The organism is Lewinella sp. W8 (genome assembly GCF_004375085.3).
Classification (GTDB): Bacteria; Bacteroidota; Bacteroidia; order Chitinophagales; family Saprospiraceae; genus Neolewinella.
This window is the reverse complement of record NZ_SNAQ03000013.1, coordinates 14,890-32,310: the sequence shown is the minus strand read 5'-3', so window position 1 is coordinate 32,310 and position 17,421 is coordinate 14,890. Positions and strand designations below refer to the sequence as shown.

Below are 17,421 nucleotides of genomic sequence, written 5' to 3'. Positions count from 1 at the left end.
AAAGTGAGCCTCCGACCCTGCATGTGGGTTAGGAGGTTCTTTTTTTTTGGGAGGAGTCCCTCGTTGAATTTTCATTCCTTAGGCAATGCTATTACCGGAGTTGATCAAAAAAACAGGGCGACAGCACTTCCGTACCGCCGCCCTGATTTTCCGTTTTCGTTTAACCCGCTTACCGTCGTTGTAGCACCGTGGCAAACAAGGTTTCTCCCCGGGCGTCATTTAACCGCAAAGCGTAGGTACCCGCCGGGAGGTTCAGGTCATTAAGCGTAATCTGCTGCGCACCGGCCGCCACCGGCTGCTCCAGTACCCGGCGTCCCGCCACGTCGTAGAGGTACACGGTAGCTTCCGTCGTTAGCGCGGTGGGTAAGGTCAGATTTACGCTAGCGTCAAATGGGTTCGGGTAGACCCGGGTATTCGCCAGCGAAGCGTCACCGCGTTCGAGACGGACCGTTCCCGGCCGTAACCCTGCGTTGGCCGTCATCGCCGGCAGTACCGAACTGATGCTGATGACGTCGTCGAGCGTAGCCTCGCGGTATACTTCAACCTCCAGCTCCAGGGGTAAAATGTCCTCCGTTTCCAGCAGGCCCAACACCTTAAGGTTGCCCGTTTCGTCCAGTTCAACCTGCTGGCCTCGTCCTGTTTCGGCTACGGTAGCGGAAAGAATGCGTCCGCCGTCAGCGCGGAGGGCAAACTGGAAACCACTCAAGTCGTTGCCCCGCAGCTTCAACCGTACTTTTTCCACCCGACCCGGAGTAAGCTCCTCTGCGGGAATTTCCACCACCAGTCCCGGAGCCTGCAGGCTGCTGGAACCAACGGAAACGTCTGCGTTAACGTCACCAATCTTCACGGCCACGAAACCCTGATTGATGTTGTTGGGATCTACGTCCGCAAAGCTGATTTCCGTGGGGTAGTCATCCGCGAAAGGATTTTCGGCGTCCGTAAACTCGTAGGCTGCCGGGATGAACAGCCAGGGTTGTACGGGGGCGGGTTGTAATTCGGTGGTCCGGCCCAGGATGAGTCGGGAGAGGGCAACGATGTCAAAGACGTCAATGGAGGCATCTCCGTTAGCGTCGGCGGCAAGGTACTGGTAGGGGTTGGTGAAGGGAGTCAGCCCCAGGACGTGCCGCTGGATGGCGACCATGTCCAGGATGTTGATGCCGTTATCCCAGGTATCCATCCGCGCTGCGGTCAGGCTCGTCATCTGACAGGCCGGGAGGGCCTCAAAGTCATAGAAACCCAGGTCGGAGGTCAGGCTGGTGGATACCACCAGTCCGTCGTTCCCGATGGCGTCAACCGTTACTTCGGGCAGTGGAACATTGCTGGTGTGCAGATTAATCACTCCGTCGGTAGCTACGGTACCCGCTCCACACATATCGCTGAAGGGGGTGGCTTCAAAGACGTTATCCTGCATGAGGTTAATCTCCGTATTGTACATCACGACGTCCCGGAAAGAGGTGTTGGTGATCCATTCCTTTTCCTCCTCCGTCAGCAGGGGGTCATTGAGGTAGAAGAAGCGATCGCCGTCCCGCAGGTCCTCAAACTGCCGCTTCATGATGGTACGGATGGTGGGGCCAAAAATGGAACCGTCCATGGGCCGTTCGGCCAACATCCCCACCCAGGGGTCAACCTGGTTGATGTCGTCGTTGTACACTTCGGCCAGGGCCTCATATACGTCGGGATCGGGGTTGATTTGGGAAAATTCAAAGACGGGACCAAGGCCATAGGCCAGACGCACGGAGTTGTACAGGGGCAGGCCGCGTTCGCGGCCGCGCATGATGTTGATGGACGCCAGGTCCAGGCCCCCGGCCCCCGGAGGGCCGAAAAGGAAATTACGAACATCGTCCACCACGTGGTTATCCATCCGTTGTTGTACCTGTTCGGCCATCCCGCGCAGGAAGGGCTCCAGACCACCGGTGGCCGGAATCTGGTCAGGACGGAAGAAGGCTTCCCGCAACCCGAGGTCAGGCATTCTCTGTCCGTTGGCGTCCAAACGCCGGAGATTTGAGTTCAGTAGCGTATGCCCCACCCGGAAGGCCGCCGCGGAGAAAACGTTAGCGATCTGCGGCAGCAGCCGGGAATCGTATCCATCGTACGGGGCCACTTCCACGCCCATGGCGGGTAACCATTCGTCGTATACGATGGACTGGATCAGCCCCCCCACGATTTTGCGGGCGTATTCGTAGAGCTCATCATCGCTCCAGTCGGGGTGCTGTGCCTTGAGCAGGTCACACTGGCGGTTGTGCTCCCGGACAAACAGCGTGTGAAAAGTTGTCAGCAGGGGGTTTTCGTTCACCCGGACGTCTCCGGCCACGAAGAGGCGGGTAGCTACGCCTACTCCATCGGCCATATGGGGAGCATTGGGATCTACCGGACTATCAAATTCACCGTCAACGGTATTGTAGGGAAGCAGGTTTCCGGCACTCACCTTGAGCTTACCGTCTACTCCGGTACGCAACCACTGAGCGGCACTTTCTTCGGAGTGATAAACGGCAGAGCCATCGATGAATGCCGTGATTTCGTTGTCGTATTCCCGGGGGTTCCCCGGCCCCAGGCCGGTACCGAACCGCTGCCCGTTGCGGGTCATGGGAATCATCACGTTACCGGTGAAGAAGGGATCGAAATTAGGGTCCCCCATCGGTACGGGAATGGGGATGGGTTCACCGGGGATTTCCGTCAGGGTGATGTCGTGGTCAATGAATTGACCGAATACCCAGGTAAAGTCACTCAATCCTACGGGATCGTTCAGGAGTCCGTCCTGGGCGAAGATCGCGTTGGAGATAACCCTGGGGTTGGGGCGTTCGGGGCCCGCCGGAGCGCTGTAGCCGTCGGCAAAACCATTGCCCGTTACGCGGAGGATGGGCGTGTGCGTTGCCCCCCACTGTTGATTTATCCGGTTGTTGAACCGGCCGTCAATGGTTCGGTACAACTCAACATTATTCGTTTGGGCGAAACAGAATACAGTGGAAAGAAATAATGCACTTGAAAATAGTAGTCGTCTGGCCATACGCCGGGGGAGATTATGTTCGGTAGGGATATAAAAATACGACCTAAAGGTAAAAATTGTCCAGCCAGCAATAAGTGCTTTAGATCACTTTCGACCATTATTTTACAGAAATTGGTGCGGGTTGATCCCCTCTACCCCCATACCGAAAAGCGCGAAATCATACTTTACCGGGTCGCGGGCATCAATTTTTCTGACCGCGTCGGTCAGTTCCAGTACGGCTCGCCAGTCGGCCTGCTTTCTGGTCAGGAGTCCCAATTCGCGCGCTATGCGCTCAACGTGTACGTCCAGCGGCATGCACAACTGATCGGGTCGGATCCGCGTCCAGTCACCAAAATCCACCCCCCGATCATCTCGCCGGACCATCCACCGCAGGAACATGCAGAGCCGTTTACAGCGGGATTTTCTGGCCGGTGTGGCCACGTGCTTGCGGGTGCGGGCCGGCGCGGAAGGCAGCGAAAAAAACAATTCGTGAAAGCCCCGCAAAGCGGGTTCAATGGTGGCATCTTCCGGGCTCAGGTGCCGGGCGAAAGCATCCTCCAGGCTTTCGTGCTGCCGGTAGTACCACTGCAGCCATTCCAGGAAATACAGGGTATCCGTGTACGTAAACGTTCGGTGTTTCCAGTCCCGGAACCGGGCGCGGTCTTCGGGAGTATGCTCCAGCACGAAGCGGTGAGGTCTTCCCTCCATCAGTTCCAGTAACTGAGCGCCCTTATCGATGATGGTGGCGCGACGCCCCCAGGCCAGGGTCGCCACCCAAAACCCGACGATTTCCCGATCGCGCGGATCGTCAAAGGCGTGCACCAGTCCGATGGGATCGTCGGGAATAAAATCCGGCTGATTGAAGCGCTCGTGGTACTGATCAAGTAACTGGGTAATGTCCATGGTCGGCGAAGGTAGATATTGATGATCTTACCTTATTCCAGCAAGCGCAGGTAATCATCGATCACTTCCCGGGCGGCGGCCCGCTCGGGTGGTGCGGAGAAGACCCGCAGCGTATCCGAGGGGGTAATCACACGCAGGGCGTGTTGGGCGCCGAGCATCTCACGGAAGGCATGGATTTGGGCCAGCGTCATGGGGTCCGACACCGGAACAAACTCCCAGTCGGCGTCCTCCCTCCGTTCGGCCTCCAGCCGAAACGCCTGGGAAGGTTCGCCCCTCAGGTGGCAGGTCAAATAAGCCCGGTCTTCCAGCCACACGTCCTGAATGACGGGTTGCAGGACGGCATCGGAAGCGAAAAGATCGTCCAGCTTCCAGAGGATTGTTTTGTCGGCTAGTTCCTCCGTCCGGTAATCCCGGGCGCGGGTGTTTTTGAAGTACAGGTAGTTAGGGTCCGGAACGAAGTGCTCCCCACGGGAGGAACGTCGTTCCTCAGTGCGGCCCTCACAGGCGCTCAGGAGCAACATTCCAACGCAGAGCCCGAAAATTCGCAATTGCATAAAGACTTTTCTTGCCGAATAGCTTACCGCAGGGAGAGGTTCATCGCGGTTGCCATAAACTTTGCCCTACCCGGATGCATGGCACCTGCGATAGCCAAAAAATTGAATTTCTCCCTGGATCAGCTTATCCCTTCTTGGCGAAGGTTAAGCACTCCAAGTTCCCCGCCAGGCGTCTTAAGGCGACTATCCTCCATTTAACGAAGAGCAGTTCGAAAGGAAGTAGGTATTTTCGGACCGCCATTACTTCATCGACAAAATCTACTCATGTCCCTGCGATACCCCATTGGAAAATTTGAGCTTCCCGCTCCCGAGGAAGCTGCCGCCCGGCGAGTGGAATACGTTAAATCCATCGGCGGACTGCCCGACAAGCTCTCGCCGCTGGTCAACGCGCTGGAGGAAGGGGCACTACTGGACAATACTTACCGCCCCGATGGCTGGACGGCCCGGCAGGTCATTCACCATCTCGTGGACAGCCACACCAATGCCTACGTTCGACACAAACGGGTACTGACCGAGGACCACCCTACCCTCACGCCCTACGACGAAACCCGTTGGGCGGAACTGACCGACGTGGAGGTGGTTCCGGTGCGGGTGAGTCTCGACATTTTGCGGGGTCTTCACCTCCGGTGGGCGACCCTGCTGGCAACCTGCACCGACGCCCAGTGGGAAAGAACGGCCTTGCATCCGGGGAGTGGGTGGACGTATCGCCTCGATACCCTGGCCGCCCACTACGACTGGCACGGAAGGCATCACATTGGTCATCTGGAAATCATTCTTGGTCAATAAGCTGAGTTATCTTTGGCGCCAAGGGATTCCATGAAATTATGCGCGACCAGTTACTACTACTCTTTTTCCTTCTCCTCTCTTCCTTCGCTCACGCTCAACAGTCCGACAACATGGAACTGCTGGGCACGTGGACGGATGCTTCCCTGCCCGTTAGCCTGGTCCGGTTCTCGGATTTATGGGGATACGCAGACGGAGGGCGCGAGTACGCCCTGATGGGCTCCCGGCATTACGTCCACATTCTGGACGTCACCAACCCCGCCTCCATTAGTGAAATTGGTCGCTACAACAATGACGTTAACGACGGCACCATCTGGCGCGACATCAAGACCCACCAGCACTACGCATACTGCGTCGCTGACCAGCGGACGGAAGGCCTGCAGGTTATTGACCTGTCCAATCTCCCCGCTTCGGCTTCAATTATCTTCCAGGACAACACCAATTTTCACCGGGCCCACAACATCTACATTGACGAGGCGGTCAGCCCGGCAATGCTCTACGTGTTCGGTTCAAGTGGCGGAACCGCATCCCGCAATAGTGGCATTATGGTGTACAGCCTCGCCGACCCGGCTAATCCATCGTTGGTGACCGGGGTAAATTTAAACGGAGGGTACTTGCACGACGGGTTTGTCCGTAACGACACCCTCTACGGCAACCACGGCAATAATGGCCTCTACGTATACGACGTAAGTGACGCCAACAACCCCGTAGAACTGGGCAACCTCACCAACTACCAGGAGGCAGGATACAACCACAGTTGCTGGCTTTCTGCGGACGGGCGTACCCTGGTTTTCTGCGACGAAAACTTCAACCGGGGCGTAAAGGTGGCGGACGTCAGCAACCCAATTGACATCGAGGTGGTGTCCATTTTTCGGTCGGCCCTGCTGGCCCCTGCGGCCACCAACAGCATTGCCCACAATCCTTACGTGATGGGCAACGACCTGGTGGTGGTGAGTTACTACGATGACGGGGTGCAGGTGTGGAACATCAGTGACCCCACGAATCCGTACCGGGTCGCCTATTACGATACTACCCCCAACCAGTCGAGTTATGGCTCCGACGGCGTTTGGGGATCCTACCCGTACCTGCCCTCCGGTAACATCCTGGGGAGTGATCAGGAAACGGGACTGGTGGTACTAAAGGTAACGGACATCAATGCGCTGCCGGTAGAGTATTTGAGCTGGACGGCCCGGGGCGGAGAGAAAGGAGCTACGCTGGAATGGACCACGGTCACGGAAGAGCAGCATGCCGGTTGGGAGATTGAACACAGCGCTAACGGCGAACACTTTTCCTCCATTGGGTACGTTCCCGCGGTGGCGCCCGGCGACTATGCCTTCCAGCATCCCGACGCAGTAACCGGAACCAATTACTACCGCCTGCGGCAACGTGACCTGGACGGTACCGAAGCGCTCTCGGAGGTGCGCACCGTGATTATCGGGGCGATGGATGACCGTCCGTTGCGGGCCTACCCGAACCCCGGCACGGCCGGTCAGGTACTGCAGATTTCTGGCATCCTGGAGACGGACCACTGGATGCTTACCGACTTGCTCGGCCGGCGAATTATTCAGGGCCAGGGCGTTTCATTGCGGCTGCCCGCGTCTTTGTCCTACGGCACCTATCTGCTCAGCGTTAACGATGGCGTTGCCCGGGCGAGAATTGTGGTCCGCCCCTAGTGGTCTGTCGGGAAGCCCGGGATTTGTTTTTGGTGTAGTACATTAGGGTAGAATATTCATCTAAACCCGGTGTAGCCTCTTGGCGGGGCTCATCAGTACGTAGGCGAGCACTATGCTGAGAAAAAGCAATTCTTCCGGCAACTACCTGGACAACCTTCAACGGGACAGCTGGCAACTGGAACTTCTGGTGACGGGATTCGCGCTTGCGGGAATGTTGTCCGGGGTGGATGAATTCGATTCCTTCACCGATCGGCTAAAGGATATTCTCCGGGGTCACCCCAATGTATTCGGAGCGGAAGTTTTCATCATCCTGCTCATTGACTTTGCGTTTTACGTAACCCTGATGCACTTTTTCGTGCACGTGGTCATTCGCTGTTTATGGATCGGGGCCATTGGCTTGCGATCCGTTATGGGACCTACGGATTATGAAACCCTTGACCTGGCGCCTACCTTCAAAAAATTCATCTTACGGAGGAACGGAAGCTTTGATAACTACATCCGTAATCTGGATAAACTCGCCAGCGTCATTTTCGCGGTAACCTTTTTGCTCATCGCCATTATGGTGAGCACCTACCTTTCCATTGTAATCATTTCGCTCCTTTTCATTGGGTTACTTTCCCTCGGGGATGGTCCGCTCGTCGTTATTTCCGGCTTCATCATGATCATGGTGTTCTTATTGCTGATGCTGGCTTATTTGCTGGATTTCCTCTCGGCCGGAGTGGCGAAAAAAAATGAGAATATCGCTCGCCTGTACTATCCCGTTTACCGGGTTTTCGGCTGGCTTACCCTGGCCCGATTGTACCGCCCCTTCTACTATAACCTCGTCAGCCACCCACTGGGCAAAAAAATTGTCTACTTCCTGATTCCCTACCTGATCATCACCCTGATGATTTTTGGTTTCCGTTTACAACCCAATACTTTCTTTGACCACCGGCAGAGCGAGTATTCCGATGAAGATCGTCAAAACATCATGTTCTCTTACAGCTACGCCGACGAGCAACACCCCGACGATCGCAACTCCTTTATCATCCTGCCATCCCGGCAGCTGAGTGGCCCGGTAGTTGAGGTTCGGATTCCAGTCCAACCCCGACTGGAGAGCCTGGTGGTTGATCATTGCCCCGACCTTGTCCCCATCAATTCCTATTCGTTTACCATCGGTGGTCTGGAATCTTTCGTGATTGGTTTCAGCCTTGGGGCGCGGCAGGATAGTCTGGGACGCGTGCCGGAATCGATGAAAACGAGGATTCAGGAGGAGATCATTCCCTGCCTCCTCGCCCCGCTCGAACTGAAACTGGATGATGAAGAAGTAGCCCTTGATCAGTGTTTCGTCCGTCCGCCAAAAAAAGGTGAGCTGTTTACGGAGCTGATCACCTTCATTTCGTTGCGGGATCTGTCGGAGGGCACCCACAGCTTTACCCTCAACCAGTACGAAGCGTCTGAAGATGACGACAAGGAACGGGAAAAGCTCAAGCGGACCACGGTAGTTCCCTTTTACTACGTTGATGACCGGCTAGACTTGATGCCCGCTCCGGCGGACCAGTCCGAAGAGGAAAACTTACGATAAAGCACCACCTTACTTTCGCTTGCCCGAATACTTGTCGTGCAATCCAATCCCTTCCAGGATTTTTTCTTTGCTCCGTTCAATGCGGGATATCCTGGTTTCCGACTTCTTCGGAGCGGAGAAATAAATAATGTACCCCCGCTGCCGGCCGGGCGTCAGTGCCTCAAACGCCATCCGCAACGGAGGGTCTTCCTCCAGTATCCGGACCAGCTCCTCCGGCTGCTTTTCGGGGGTGCCACTGGGAGGCACTTTTCTTCCTTCCCGTTCCACCTGAATGGCCTGGGCCAGGTAATCCCTGATCGCCGGAGCCGCGGCGCTAACTGCTTCGTCGGACCGGAACCTGATCACCCGGGCTACCCGGGAATTCGCCCCCGGCTTTTCCAGCAATCCGTAGGGGTCGTTGAGGAGAGCCCCCTTCAGGAAGGACAGGACACAATTATCCCTTAAGGCACTGATCATCACGATATTCTTTCCTTCGTGGGTGTAGCAAGGAACGCCCCATTTGATCTCTTCCTCCAGGGGGCTTTCCAGGATAATCGTCCGAAGTGACCGGATAGCGGTAGTCCACTGATGCACCTTACAGTCCGGCGTATCACCGTAGGGGCACCGCATACATCCCTTGCTCAGAAAATCCTCAACGGTTGGCTTCGACATACTGCTTGAAGTTATTCAGGATGGCCTGCCACCCCTGCCGTTGCGGTTCCACCTCGTTCGTTCCTTCCACTTCAAAGGATTCCGTCAGCAAGGTAGTGCCCGCCGTTTCTTCCCGTAAGGTAATCACCACGGCCCTTCCGTCATTGATGGACTTAGATATCCGGCTAAAGGGCTGTACCATCCGGTAGGTTCCGGCGTAATCAAAGCCCATGCTTCCGTCTTTCGCTTCCATTCTCCAGCAAAACTGTCCCCCTGGCCGAACATCGTTTTCAGCGCGGGGGCATTGCCAACTATCGGCGGCAAAATTCCAGTTGACAATGTGTTTGGGATTAGTCCAGTAATCCCATACCGTTTCCGGTGCGGCCCCGATGTGTACCCGTACCGTGACGACTTCTCTTTCCATCTCCGAGTCCTTTTGGTGCCCGCAATTTCCCGGGCCCAATAAAAATACTTCCAGTGACGGACATCCATCAAAAAGACCAGGGATTTATATGGCCGCGGCAATCCGGTCCCCCATCTCGTCCGTACCCACCTGATGTTTGGGGTGCAGGTCTTCCGTACCGTACCCTGACTCGAGCGTAGCGTTTACCGCCCCGCGAATCGCGTCCCCTTCGGTCACCAGGCCGAGGTGGTCCAGCAGCATGGCTGCGGAAAGGATGGTGGCCACGGGGTTAGCCCGGTTTTGCCCGGCCCCCTCGGGCCAGGAGCCGTGGATGGGTTCAAACATACCGACCTTGGCCCCCACACTGCTGGAGGGCAGCAGGCCCAGCGACCCGGCCAGGACACTGGATGCGTCGGAAAGAATGTCGCCAAACATATTACTGGTGACGACCACGTCAAACTGCGCGGGATTAAGGATAAGCTGCATGGCCGCATTATCCACGAACATGAAATTCAACTCCACCTCCGGGTATTCCCCGGCCAGTTCCCGGGTGACTTCCCGCCACAGGCGGCTGCTTTCCATGACGTTCGCCTTGTCCACCAGGGTCAGTTTTCCCCGGCGGTTACCGGCCGCCTCAAAGCCCATGCGGACGATCCGGTCAATTTCCGGGCGGGTATACAAACAGGTGTCGTAGGCAGTGTTACCCCCGTCTTTACGCCCCTTCTCTCCAAAATAAATCCCTCCGGTCAATTCCCGGACAATGAGCATGTCAACCCCCTTCATCCGTTCCGGGCGCAGCGGACTCAGGTGGGTAAGCTGTTCGTATCCGGCCACGGGCCGCAGGTTGGCGAACAATCCGAGTTCTTTGCGTAGACGAAGCAATCCCTGCTCCGGACGGACCTTTGCCGTAGGGTCATTATCAAAGCGAGGGTGACCGATGGCACCGAAGAGCAGGGCATCAGAAGCCCTGCACAGTTCAAGGGTCTTTTCGGGGAGCGGGTCGCCGGTCTCATCGATGGCGACCGCACCAACCGGAGCAAAGTGATAATCAAATTCGTGGGAGAACTTTTTCCCGATGGCGTCCATCACTTTGATCGCCTGTTTGATGACTTCGGGTCCGATACCGTCTCCGTCGAGAACCGCAATTTTGTAAGTACTCATAAATCGTATGTCCGGGGTGGGATATTAATGTCTTTCTAAAAAAAGGGGAATTGTTTAAAGCAGGGAAAAGTCTTTCCGCTTTTGCTCAAAGGATTCGATGGCCTCCCGCTGGCTCAACAAATAATCGATATCGTCGTATCCATTGATCAGACAGGTTTTCTTGTACTCGTCAATGTCAAAGGTGGTTACCGTACCGGTTTGCTCATTCTTGAAGGTCTGCGCCTCCAGATCAACGGTAAAATTGGCCTTGGGATTTGCTTCAATCGTCCTGAACGTCTCGTCGAGTACTTCGGGAGCTACCACCAGCGGTAATACGCCGTTATTGAGGGCGTTGCCCCGAAAGATGTCCGCAAAATAGCTGGACACTACCACCCGAAACCCGTAGTCTTCAATGGCCCAAGCCGCGTGTTCCCGGCTGGACCCACACCCGAAGTTGGCTCCGGCCACCAGAATGCTTCCCCGATACAGAGGATTGTTCAGGACAAAATCCGCCTTGGGCTCGTCGTGCTTGTCGTAACGCCAGTCGCGGAAAAGGTTCTCACCAAATCCCTCCCGGGTAGTCGCCTTAAGGAAGCGAGCGGGGATAATCTGGTCGGTATCAACGTCCTCAACGGGCAGGGGAACTGCGGAAGAGGTCAACTTGGTAAATGGGGTCATAAGAATCAGGATTGAGGATCGAGGATTTAGAATTTAGAATTGAACATTGAGAATTTAAAATTTAGGATGGAACATTGAGCATTGAACATTTGGAGAAGCATCTCACACCTTTCGATCCAGCTTCTTGACAGTGGCCGTGAAAATGGCTACAAGTTCTGAAGCTTCCTGAATCAGGGGTGTGACTCTGGAATCCTCTTCAAAATAATCCATCCGCTGGATGTACATCAATTCCGATTTTGATTCGCGTAGTTCCTTTAAGAGGACCTTTATTTTGTGAATAAAATCTCTTTTTGATTCCGCAGCTCTTGCCTCAGGATAATGAAATCCAGCGTGCGTACTGGCACGAATTAATTGGTTCGCTACGTGCTTTGCGTCAAAAAACCGATCCGTCGGTAGCGCACGACACAAGTAGGTGCAGCGTACTCCGAAATCAATTAGCCGATTTTCTAACTCATTAGCGTCCATGCTCAATGGATCTACATGTTAAATTTTCAATGTTCAATGTTCAATTGTAGCATCTCCCGCACATCGGTCACCTTACCGGTGATCGCGGCCGCAGCGGCGGTAAGGGGACTGGCCAGAATGGTGCGGGCTCCCGGCCCCTGCCGGCCTTCAAAGTTCCGGTTGGACGTAGAGACGCAGTACTTTCCGGCGGGCACCTTGTCTTCGTTCATGCCCAGGCAGGCCGAACACCCGGCACCCCGGAATTCGAAGCCGGCCGCCATCAGGGTTTTATCCAGGCCCTCGGCGATGGCCTGTCGGGCTACCTGCTGGGATCCCGGCACGACGATGGCCGTGACGTTATCGGCTACTTTTTGCCCCGCCACCATCTGGGAGACGGCCCGTAAATCTTCAATCCGGCTGTTGGTGCAGGAACCGATGAATACGTAGTCGATCGGCATATCCTGCAGGGGCTTGCCCGCAGTAAGCCCCATGTACTTCATCGCCTTTTGGACGCTCGCCGCGTTGTGGATGGCATTTTCTTCCGGAATGCTTTCCGTGACGCCCATGCCCATGCCCGGATTGGTTCCGTAGGTCACCATCGGCATGATGTCTTCGGCCCGGAAGGTGTGCTCCACGTCAAAGACGGCATCTTCGTCGCTGGGCAGGCTCTTCCAGTAGTCAACCGCAGCCTCCCAGTCGGCACCTTTGGGGCTAAATTCCCGCCCTTCCAGGTAGTCAAAGGTTGTCTGATCCGGAGCAATGAGGCCGCCCCGGGCGCCCATTTCAATACTCATATTACAGACCGTCATGCGGCCTTCCATGCTCAGACTGCGGATGGCTGACCCCGCGTACTCCACGAAGTAGCCGGTCCCGCCGCCGGTCCCGAGTCGGGAAATCACGTAGAGGATGACGTCCTTGGCCGTCACTCCGGCTTGCAGCGTCCCCTCCACGGAAATCCGCATCTTCTTGGGCTTGGTCAGCAGGAGGCACTGCGTGGCCATTACCTGCTCCACCTGGCTGGTCCCGATGCCGAAGGCTACGGCGCCGAAGGCTCCGTGGGTGCTCGTATGGCTGTCTCCGCACACCATCGTGATGCCCGGCCGCGTGATGCCCAACTCCGGGCCAATCACGTGTACGATGCCCTGGTAGGGGTGCCCCAGTCCGTAAAGCTCCACGCCAAAGGCTTCGCAGTTCTCCGTCAGCATACTCACCTGCTTACGACTGAGGGGCTCCGCAATGGGTTTGTCCTGATCCTTGGTCGGAACGTTATGGTCGGCGGTGGCCACGATCCGGTCCCGTCGAAACAGCGGCAACCCCCGGCGGCGCAAGCCGTTGAAGGCCTGAGGACTGGTGACTTCGTGAATCAGGTGACGATCGATGTAAAGGACCTGGTTCCCACCGGCTACCTCGGTAACCACGTGAGCGTCCCATACTTTATCAAATAGTGTTTTTCCCATGGAATTCAGAGGAATTATTGTTGCTAGGGCAAAGTTATCATAAACCGGGCGCGGACGCAGGTGCCAGCGCCTATATCGGGAGCAAGGTTTTTTGAGTTCTACGACGTCGGAAAAGGAAGATGGCGATTTCTGCCAAAAAAAAACTCAGGACCTTTTGCCCTACACTGCTAGACAAATGATTGTTTCAGTGCCTCTCCAGCGAAGCGAAATGGAGAGCCCGCCCGGCCTGACTGCCAGTCGGACGGGGTTAGGAGAGGGAGAAACACATTTGTCTAGCAGGGTACCTTTTGCCCCCTTTGCCTGATATCTTTGTTCCAACTCAACCAATAAAACATGCTGAAAAGACTCCTCGCTGTTGCCCTGACCCTGCTCCCCGCCTTCCTCCTGGCCTGGGGGGCCAACGGCCACCGGATTGTGGCCAAAATATGCTACGACAACCTCTCCCCAACGGCCCGTGCCCGCATCGACGCAGCCCTTGGCGACAACTACCTCGAGCAGGTTGCCAACTGGCCGGATTACATCAAATCAGAAAGGGGCTGGGATTTTGCCAAACCCTGGCACTACATGACCATCCAACCCGATGAAACCATGGCCATGGTCGCCGACCGCAACCGGGGCGAAGAGAAAATCAACGACGTCCGGGAAGGCATCGAACTGATGGTGGAGATCCTGGAGGGTAAAACCATCGCCCGCCAAAGAATGAAGGATATCATGGAGAAATCAAAAGTCCAGCCACTCGCCGGCTCCCTCGACGCCACCGCACTGGCTTTTCTCATCCACTTCATCGGCGACGTGCACCAGCCCATGCACGTGGGTAAAAACCGCGACTCGGGAGGAAATAAAATTTCGGTCCTCTTTTTTGGGGAGCGTAAGAACCTGCATTCCGTTTGGGATACGGAAATCATCGAGCACGAACGGCTCAGCTATACGGAGTTCGCCAAATTCGCTTCCATCCACACGCGTTCCCGCCAGGAAGCCTGGGCCAATGATTCTTTGGAGGAGTGGATTGCGGAGAGTGTCGTCCTCCGTGAACGAATCTACAACACCCTCTACGACTACACCGACCGGGAAACGGGCCTTCCGGATTTCTCCTGGAATTACCAGCACGACTTCCTACCAGTCGTCGAAGACCGACTGGCGGCCGCCGGATACCGTGCCGCCGCGCTCCTAAACGGGATCTACAAATAAAAAAACCTGCCTCCCGGCCGGGGGCGTACGCCGCTGGCCGGGAGGCAGGTTGTGCTTGTGGATGAATTTCCTTAGGCAACCATGGCGGAGATCAGCGTCTCCAGGTCCTTGTCTTCCACTTCTTTTTTCTGATCCGCTACCCGCAGAAATTCCTGGTACAGATCGTCCAGCTGAACCTTAGTGACGTTATGCCCCAGGTTTTTGAAGCGGTAGGCCAATGCTGCCCGACCACTCCGCGCCGTCAGTACGATACGGGACTCATCTACCCCAACTTCCGCCGGGTCGATGATCTCGTACGTATCCCGGCGCTTGATGACACCGTCTTGATGAATTCCGCTGGAGTGCGCAAAAGCGTTATCGCCAACGATTGCTTTATTGGGCTGTACGACCATGCCCATGCTTTCACTGACCAGGTGGCTGGTCTCCAGCAGTAACTTGCTGTTGATGTTGGTGTCCAGTCCCAGGTGTGCGTGCTGGCGCATGATCATGACCACTTCCTCCAGGGAAGTGTTTCCGGCCCGTTCGCCAATGCCGTTTATCGTACACTCAATCTGACGGGCACCATTGCGTACGCCGGCGATCGAGTTGGCCGTAGCAAGACCCAAATCGTTGTGACAGTGGGTACTGAGCGTACACTTCTCGATGCCTCGCACATTATCCCGCAGGTAGGCAATCTTGGCCCCATACTCGTCGGGCAGGCAGTAGCCCGTGGTATCGGGGATATTGAGTACCGTCGCACCGGCGTCCACGGCCGCCTGGATTACCCGGGCCAAAAACTCGTTATCCGTACGGCCGGCATCTTCGGCATAAAACTCGACGTCCTCCACGAAGGACTTGGCCAGTCTCACCGCGCCCTTTGCGCGCTCGATGATGTCTTCCGGCGTAGTGCGCAACTTGTACCGGATATGGCTCTCGCTCGTGCCGATGCCCGTGTGAATCCGGGGGCGTTTGGCGTACTGCAGCGCTTCACCCGCCCGCTCGATATCTTTTTTAACTGCCCGACTAAGGGCACACACAACCGGTTCGGACACCGCCCGGGTGATGGCCATTACCGACTTGAAGTCACCGGGACTGGAGATCGGGAATCCCGCCTCAATGACGTCCACTCCTAATAGTTCTAACTGACGGGCGATGACCAGCTTCTGGTCAGTATCCAGCTTACAGCCGGGCACTTGTTCTCCATCCCGCAGTGTAGTATCGAAAATCTGAATTCGGTTCGTATCCATACTCAAAAGCCCGTTTAGACGGGTATTTCTATCTTTATGGCAACTGACTTGCCTAATTGGTCAGGACTATAAAATTACCCCTTCGCATTCCAACGGGCGAAGTTTCCCTAACTTTATAAACCGTAGGTTTGCGATAGCACGCGAGGCCCATAACCACCATAAACTACTGATTTTCAATTAACTGCATCAAGACATTATACAATGCCAAAACAAAAGACGGACGACCTCCTAAAGCTTGTCGCCTCCCTCAACCGGGCGGAGAAACGCCATTTTCGTCTTTTTGTCAAGCGCAATCAGCAGGCTAACGCCGACATCCTTTTCCTCCAGTTGTTCGACATCCTGGAAAGGACCGGCGAATACGATGAGGATTACATCCTTAAGAGGATTGATGGCATCAAAAAGAGCCAACTCTCCAATCTGAAAGCCCACCTGTACAAGCAACTGCTGACGAGCCTCCGGTTGCTGAATCGCAACAAGGATGAAGAAATCCTGCTGCGGGAAAATCTTGATTACGCCCGTATTCTTTACAACAAGGGGCTTTATCGCCAGGCGCTGGACGTACTGGACAAAGTAAAGAAGCGTGCCTCCCAGGTGGAAGCCAATACCGTAGTACTGGAAATCGCTCAGTTCGAAAAACTTATCGAGGGTCAATACATCACCCGCAGCATCGAGGGGCGGGCCGAAGAACTCAGTCAGGAGTGTACGGCCCTGACCAAGAAGATTACCACCAGCAATGCTTTTTCGAACCTGGCCCTCCGGCTCTACGGCCTTTACCTCAAGATCGGCCTGGTCAGCAACGAGCAGGACCTCCACATGGTGAAAACCTTTTTCCGCGGACAGCTTCCGGAGGCCCAGTTCGACGATCTGGATTTCTGGGGAAAAATTTCCTACTGCCAGGCCTATACCTGGATGCACCTGATGTGCCACGAGTTCCCGCTCTGCTATCGCTACACCCAGCGATGGGTGGATCTTTTCCGGGAAAATGAGAAGATGATTGAGGCCAATGCCCCTCTTTACCTGAAGGGTATTCACAACCAACTGGCCATCCTCTTCAATATGTGGCAGTACGATAAGTTCGTGGATGAGCTACAACACCTGGAGCTTTTCCCCCATCAGTACGACCTGACCAATAACGTAAACGTTCAGGGGCTGTATCATCTCTACCAGTTCGACCATCAGATTCGTAAACACTATATGGAGGGGACCTTCACCCAGGGCCTCGGGCTCGTCCCCCAGATCATGGAAGTCATTGACGACAACCGGTACAACTGGGACGACCACCGCATCATGATCTTTTACTACCGGATTGCCTGCCTGTACTTCGGTAGTGGAGATAACGATACGGCCATTGACTACCTCAACCTGATCATTAACCAGCGGAGCCCGAATTACCGGTCCGACATTCAGGCCTACTCCCGGATCCTCAGCCTCATTTGTCACTTCGAAATGGGCAACGTTCAACTCGTAGAGTATCAGGTTAAATCGGTGTACCGCTTTTTGGCCAAGGTGGAGCACCTGCAGGAGACCCAGCAGTTGATTTTCCGATTCCTGCGGCGCTTACCCCGGGTGCGGGAAGACCAACTCCGGGATGAGTTCATCAAGTTGAAAGCCAAGTTGGACAAGGTGGCCGAAAACCCCTTCGAGCGACGCCCCTTTACCTTCCTGGATATCCCCAGCTGGCTGGAGTCCAAGATCAACGACGTTTCCGTAGAGGAAGTCCTCCGGGCCAAGTTCGAGCGCATGCGGCAAGTCGAGGAAATCAACAACGATTAGGCTGGTAAAGTCAAGCTAAGTC

The 17,421-nt window shown here is 55.5% G+C and carries 15 protein-coding genes; 5 read left to right on the top strand and 10 right to left on the bottom strand.

Going from position 1 to position 17,421, the window contains the following annotated elements:
* Positions 1 to 169: 169 nt before the first annotated feature.
* The 3 genes from E1J53_RS14850 to E1J53_RS14840 all read right to left on the bottom strand — a co-directional run bounded on the left by E1J53_RS14850 (position 170) and on the right by E1J53_RS14840 (position 4,440).
* The gene (locus E1J53_RS14850; protein WP_173021502.1) at positions 170 to 2,926 is read right to left on the bottom strand and encodes a peroxidase family protein; all 2,757 of its coding nucleotides are present in this window, start codon (positions 2,924 to 2,926) and stop codon (positions 170 to 172) included.
* Between the two features lie 180 nt (positions 2,927 to 3,106).
* Positions 3,107 to 3,886, bottom strand: a complete 780-nt coding sequence (locus tag E1J53_RS14845) for a TIGR02757 family protein (RefSeq protein ID WP_134274536.1) — start codon at positions 3,884 to 3,886, stop codon at positions 3,107 to 3,109.
* A gap of 32 nt (positions 3,887 to 3,918) precedes the next feature.
* Entirely contained in the window at positions 3,919 to 4,440 is a 522-nt protein-coding gene (locus tag E1J53_RS14840; protein WP_134274535.1) for a hypothetical protein, read from the bottom strand.
* A 264-nt stretch (positions 4,441 to 4,704) separates the two neighbouring features.
* Between E1J53_RS14840 and E1J53_RS14835 the strand changes: the two genes are divergently transcribed.
* The 3 genes from E1J53_RS14835 (at position 4,705) to E1J53_RS14825 (ending at position 8,460) form a co-directional block, all read left to right on the top strand.
* Positions 4,705 to 5,226, top strand: a complete 522-nt coding sequence (locus E1J53_RS14835; RefSeq protein WP_134274534.1) for a YfiT family bacillithiol transferase — start codon at positions 4,705 to 4,707, stop codon at positions 5,224 to 5,226.
* Positions 5,227 to 5,264: 38 nt separating this feature from the next.
* Positions 5,265 to 6,896 (top strand): choice-of-anchor B family protein, encoded by a 1,632-nt coding sequence (locus E1J53_RS14830; RefSeq protein ID WP_134274533.1) that lies wholly within the window; start codon positions 5,265 to 5,267, stop codon positions 6,894 to 6,896.
* A 112-nt stretch (positions 6,897 to 7,008) separates the two neighbouring features.
* The gene (locus tag E1J53_RS14825; protein ID WP_134274532.1) at positions 7,009 to 8,460 is read left to right on the top strand and encodes a hypothetical protein; all 1,452 of its coding nucleotides are present in this window, start codon (positions 7,009 to 7,011) and stop codon (positions 8,458 to 8,460) included.
* A 9-nt stretch (positions 8,461 to 8,469) separates the two neighbouring features.
* On the opposite strand, the gene E1J53_RS14820 is transcribed toward E1J53_RS14825, so the two are convergent.
* The 6 genes from E1J53_RS14820 to leuC form a co-directional block, all read right to left on the bottom strand.
* The gene (locus E1J53_RS14820; RefSeq protein ID WP_134274531.1) at positions 8,470 to 9,111 is read right to left on the bottom strand and encodes a YdeI family protein; all 642 of its coding nucleotides are present in this window, start codon (positions 9,109 to 9,111) and stop codon (positions 8,470 to 8,472) included.
* Complete coding sequence (locus tag E1J53_RS14815) at positions 9,092 to 9,514, bottom strand: SRPBCC domain-containing protein (RefSeq protein WP_134274530.1); 423 nt, start codon at positions 9,512 to 9,514, stop codon at positions 9,092 to 9,094. The genes E1J53_RS14820 and E1J53_RS14815 overlap by 20 nt, the downstream gene beginning before the upstream one ends.
* Before the next feature lie 84 nt (positions 9,515 to 9,598).
* Positions 9,599 to 10,654, bottom strand: a complete 1,056-nt coding sequence (gene leuB / locus E1J53_RS14810; protein ID WP_134274529.1) for a 3-isopropylmalate dehydrogenase — start codon at positions 10,652 to 10,654, stop codon at positions 9,599 to 9,601.
* Positions 10,655 to 10,708: 54 nt separating this feature from the next.
* A complete protein-coding gene (gene leuD, locus E1J53_RS14805) occupies positions 10,709 to 11,311 on the bottom strand; it encodes a 3-isopropylmalate dehydratase small subunit (RefSeq protein WP_134274528.1) in 603 nt (200 codons plus the stop codon).
* Between the two features lie 102 nt (positions 11,312 to 11,413).
* Positions 11,414 to 11,776, bottom strand: a complete 363-nt coding sequence (locus E1J53_RS14800) for a four helix bundle protein (protein ID WP_134274527.1) — start codon at positions 11,774 to 11,776, stop codon at positions 11,414 to 11,416.
* 26 nt (positions 11,777 to 11,802) lie between these two features.
* A complete protein-coding gene (gene leuC / locus E1J53_RS14795) occupies positions 11,803 to 13,212 on the bottom strand; it encodes a 3-isopropylmalate dehydratase large subunit (protein WP_134274526.1) in 1,410 nt (469 codons plus the stop codon).
* Between the two features lie 333 nt (positions 13,213 to 13,545).
* Between leuC and E1J53_RS14790 the strand changes: the two genes are divergently transcribed.
* Positions 13,546 to 14,400, top strand: a complete 855-nt coding sequence (locus E1J53_RS14790; RefSeq protein WP_134274525.1) for a S1/P1 nuclease — start codon at positions 13,546 to 13,548, stop codon at positions 14,398 to 14,400.
* Between the two features lie 71 nt (positions 14,401 to 14,471).
* Here the strand turns inward: E1J53_RS14790 and E1J53_RS14785 are convergent, their stop codons facing one another.
* Complete coding sequence (locus tag E1J53_RS14785) at positions 14,472 to 15,626, bottom strand: 2-isopropylmalate synthase (protein ID WP_134274524.1); 1,155 nt, start codon at positions 15,624 to 15,626, stop codon at positions 14,472 to 14,474.
* Between the two features lie 201 nt (positions 15,627 to 15,827).
* On the opposite strand from E1J53_RS14785, the gene E1J53_RS14780 reads away from it, so the two are divergent.
* Positions 15,828 to 17,399, top strand: coding sequence for a hypothetical protein (locus tag E1J53_RS14780; protein ID WP_134274523.1), 1,572 nt, complete (start codon positions 15,828 to 15,830; stop codon positions 17,397 to 17,399).
* Positions 17,400 to 17,421: the final 22 nt, after the last annotated feature.

Excerpts from the sequence above, each read along its gene's own strand:
- E1J53_RS14815 (WP_134274530.1), bottom strand. The coding sequence starts at position 9,514 with ATGGAAAGAGAAGTCGTCACGGTACGGGTACACATCGGGGCCGCACCG.
- E1J53_RS14800 (WP_134274527.1), bottom strand. The coding sequence starts at position 11,776 with ATGGACGCTAATGAGTTAGAAAATCGGCTAATTGATTTCGGAGTACGC.
- E1J53_RS14780 (WP_134274523.1), top strand. The coding sequence starts at position 15,828 with ATGCCAAAACAAAAGACGGACGACCTCCTAAAGCTTGTCGCCTCCCTC.
- leuD (WP_134274528.1), bottom strand. The coding sequence starts at position 11,311 with ATGACCCCATTTACCAAGTTGACCTCTTCCGCAGTTCCCCTGCCCGTT.
- leuB (WP_134274529.1), bottom strand. The coding sequence starts at position 10,654 with ATGAGTACTTACAAAATTGCGGTTCTCGACGGAGACGGTATCGGACCC.
- leuC (WP_134274526.1), bottom strand. The coding sequence starts at position 13,212 with ATGGGAAAAACACTATTTGATAAAGTATGGGACGCTCACGTGGTTACC.
- E1J53_RS14845 (WP_134274536.1), bottom strand. The coding sequence starts at position 3,886 with ATGGACATTACCCAGTTACTTGATCAGTACCACGAGCGCTTCAATCAG.
- E1J53_RS14785 (WP_134274524.1), bottom strand. The coding sequence starts at position 15,626 with ATGGATACGAACCGAATTCAGATTTTCGATACTACACTGCGGGATGGA.
- E1J53_RS14835 (WP_134274534.1), top strand. The coding sequence starts at position 4,705 with ATGTCCCTGCGATACCCCATTGGAAAATTTGAGCTTCCCGCTCCCGAG.
- E1J53_RS14825 (WP_134274532.1), top strand. The coding sequence starts at position 7,009 with ATGCTGAGAAAAAGCAATTCTTCCGGCAACTACCTGGACAACCTTCAA.
- E1J53_RS14840 (WP_134274535.1), bottom strand. The coding sequence starts at position 4,440 with ATGCAATTGCGAATTTTCGGGCTCTGCGTTGGAATGTTGCTCCTGAGC.
- E1J53_RS14820 (WP_134274531.1), bottom strand. The coding sequence starts at position 9,111 with ATGTCGAAGCCAACCGTTGAGGATTTTCTGAGCAAGGGATGTATGCGG.
- E1J53_RS14790 (WP_134274525.1), top strand. The coding sequence starts at position 13,546 with ATGCTGAAAAGACTCCTCGCTGTTGCCCTGACCCTGCTCCCCGCCTTC.
- E1J53_RS14830 (WP_134274533.1), top strand. The coding sequence starts at position 5,265 with ATGCGCGACCAGTTACTACTACTCTTTTTCCTTCTCCTCTCTTCCTTC.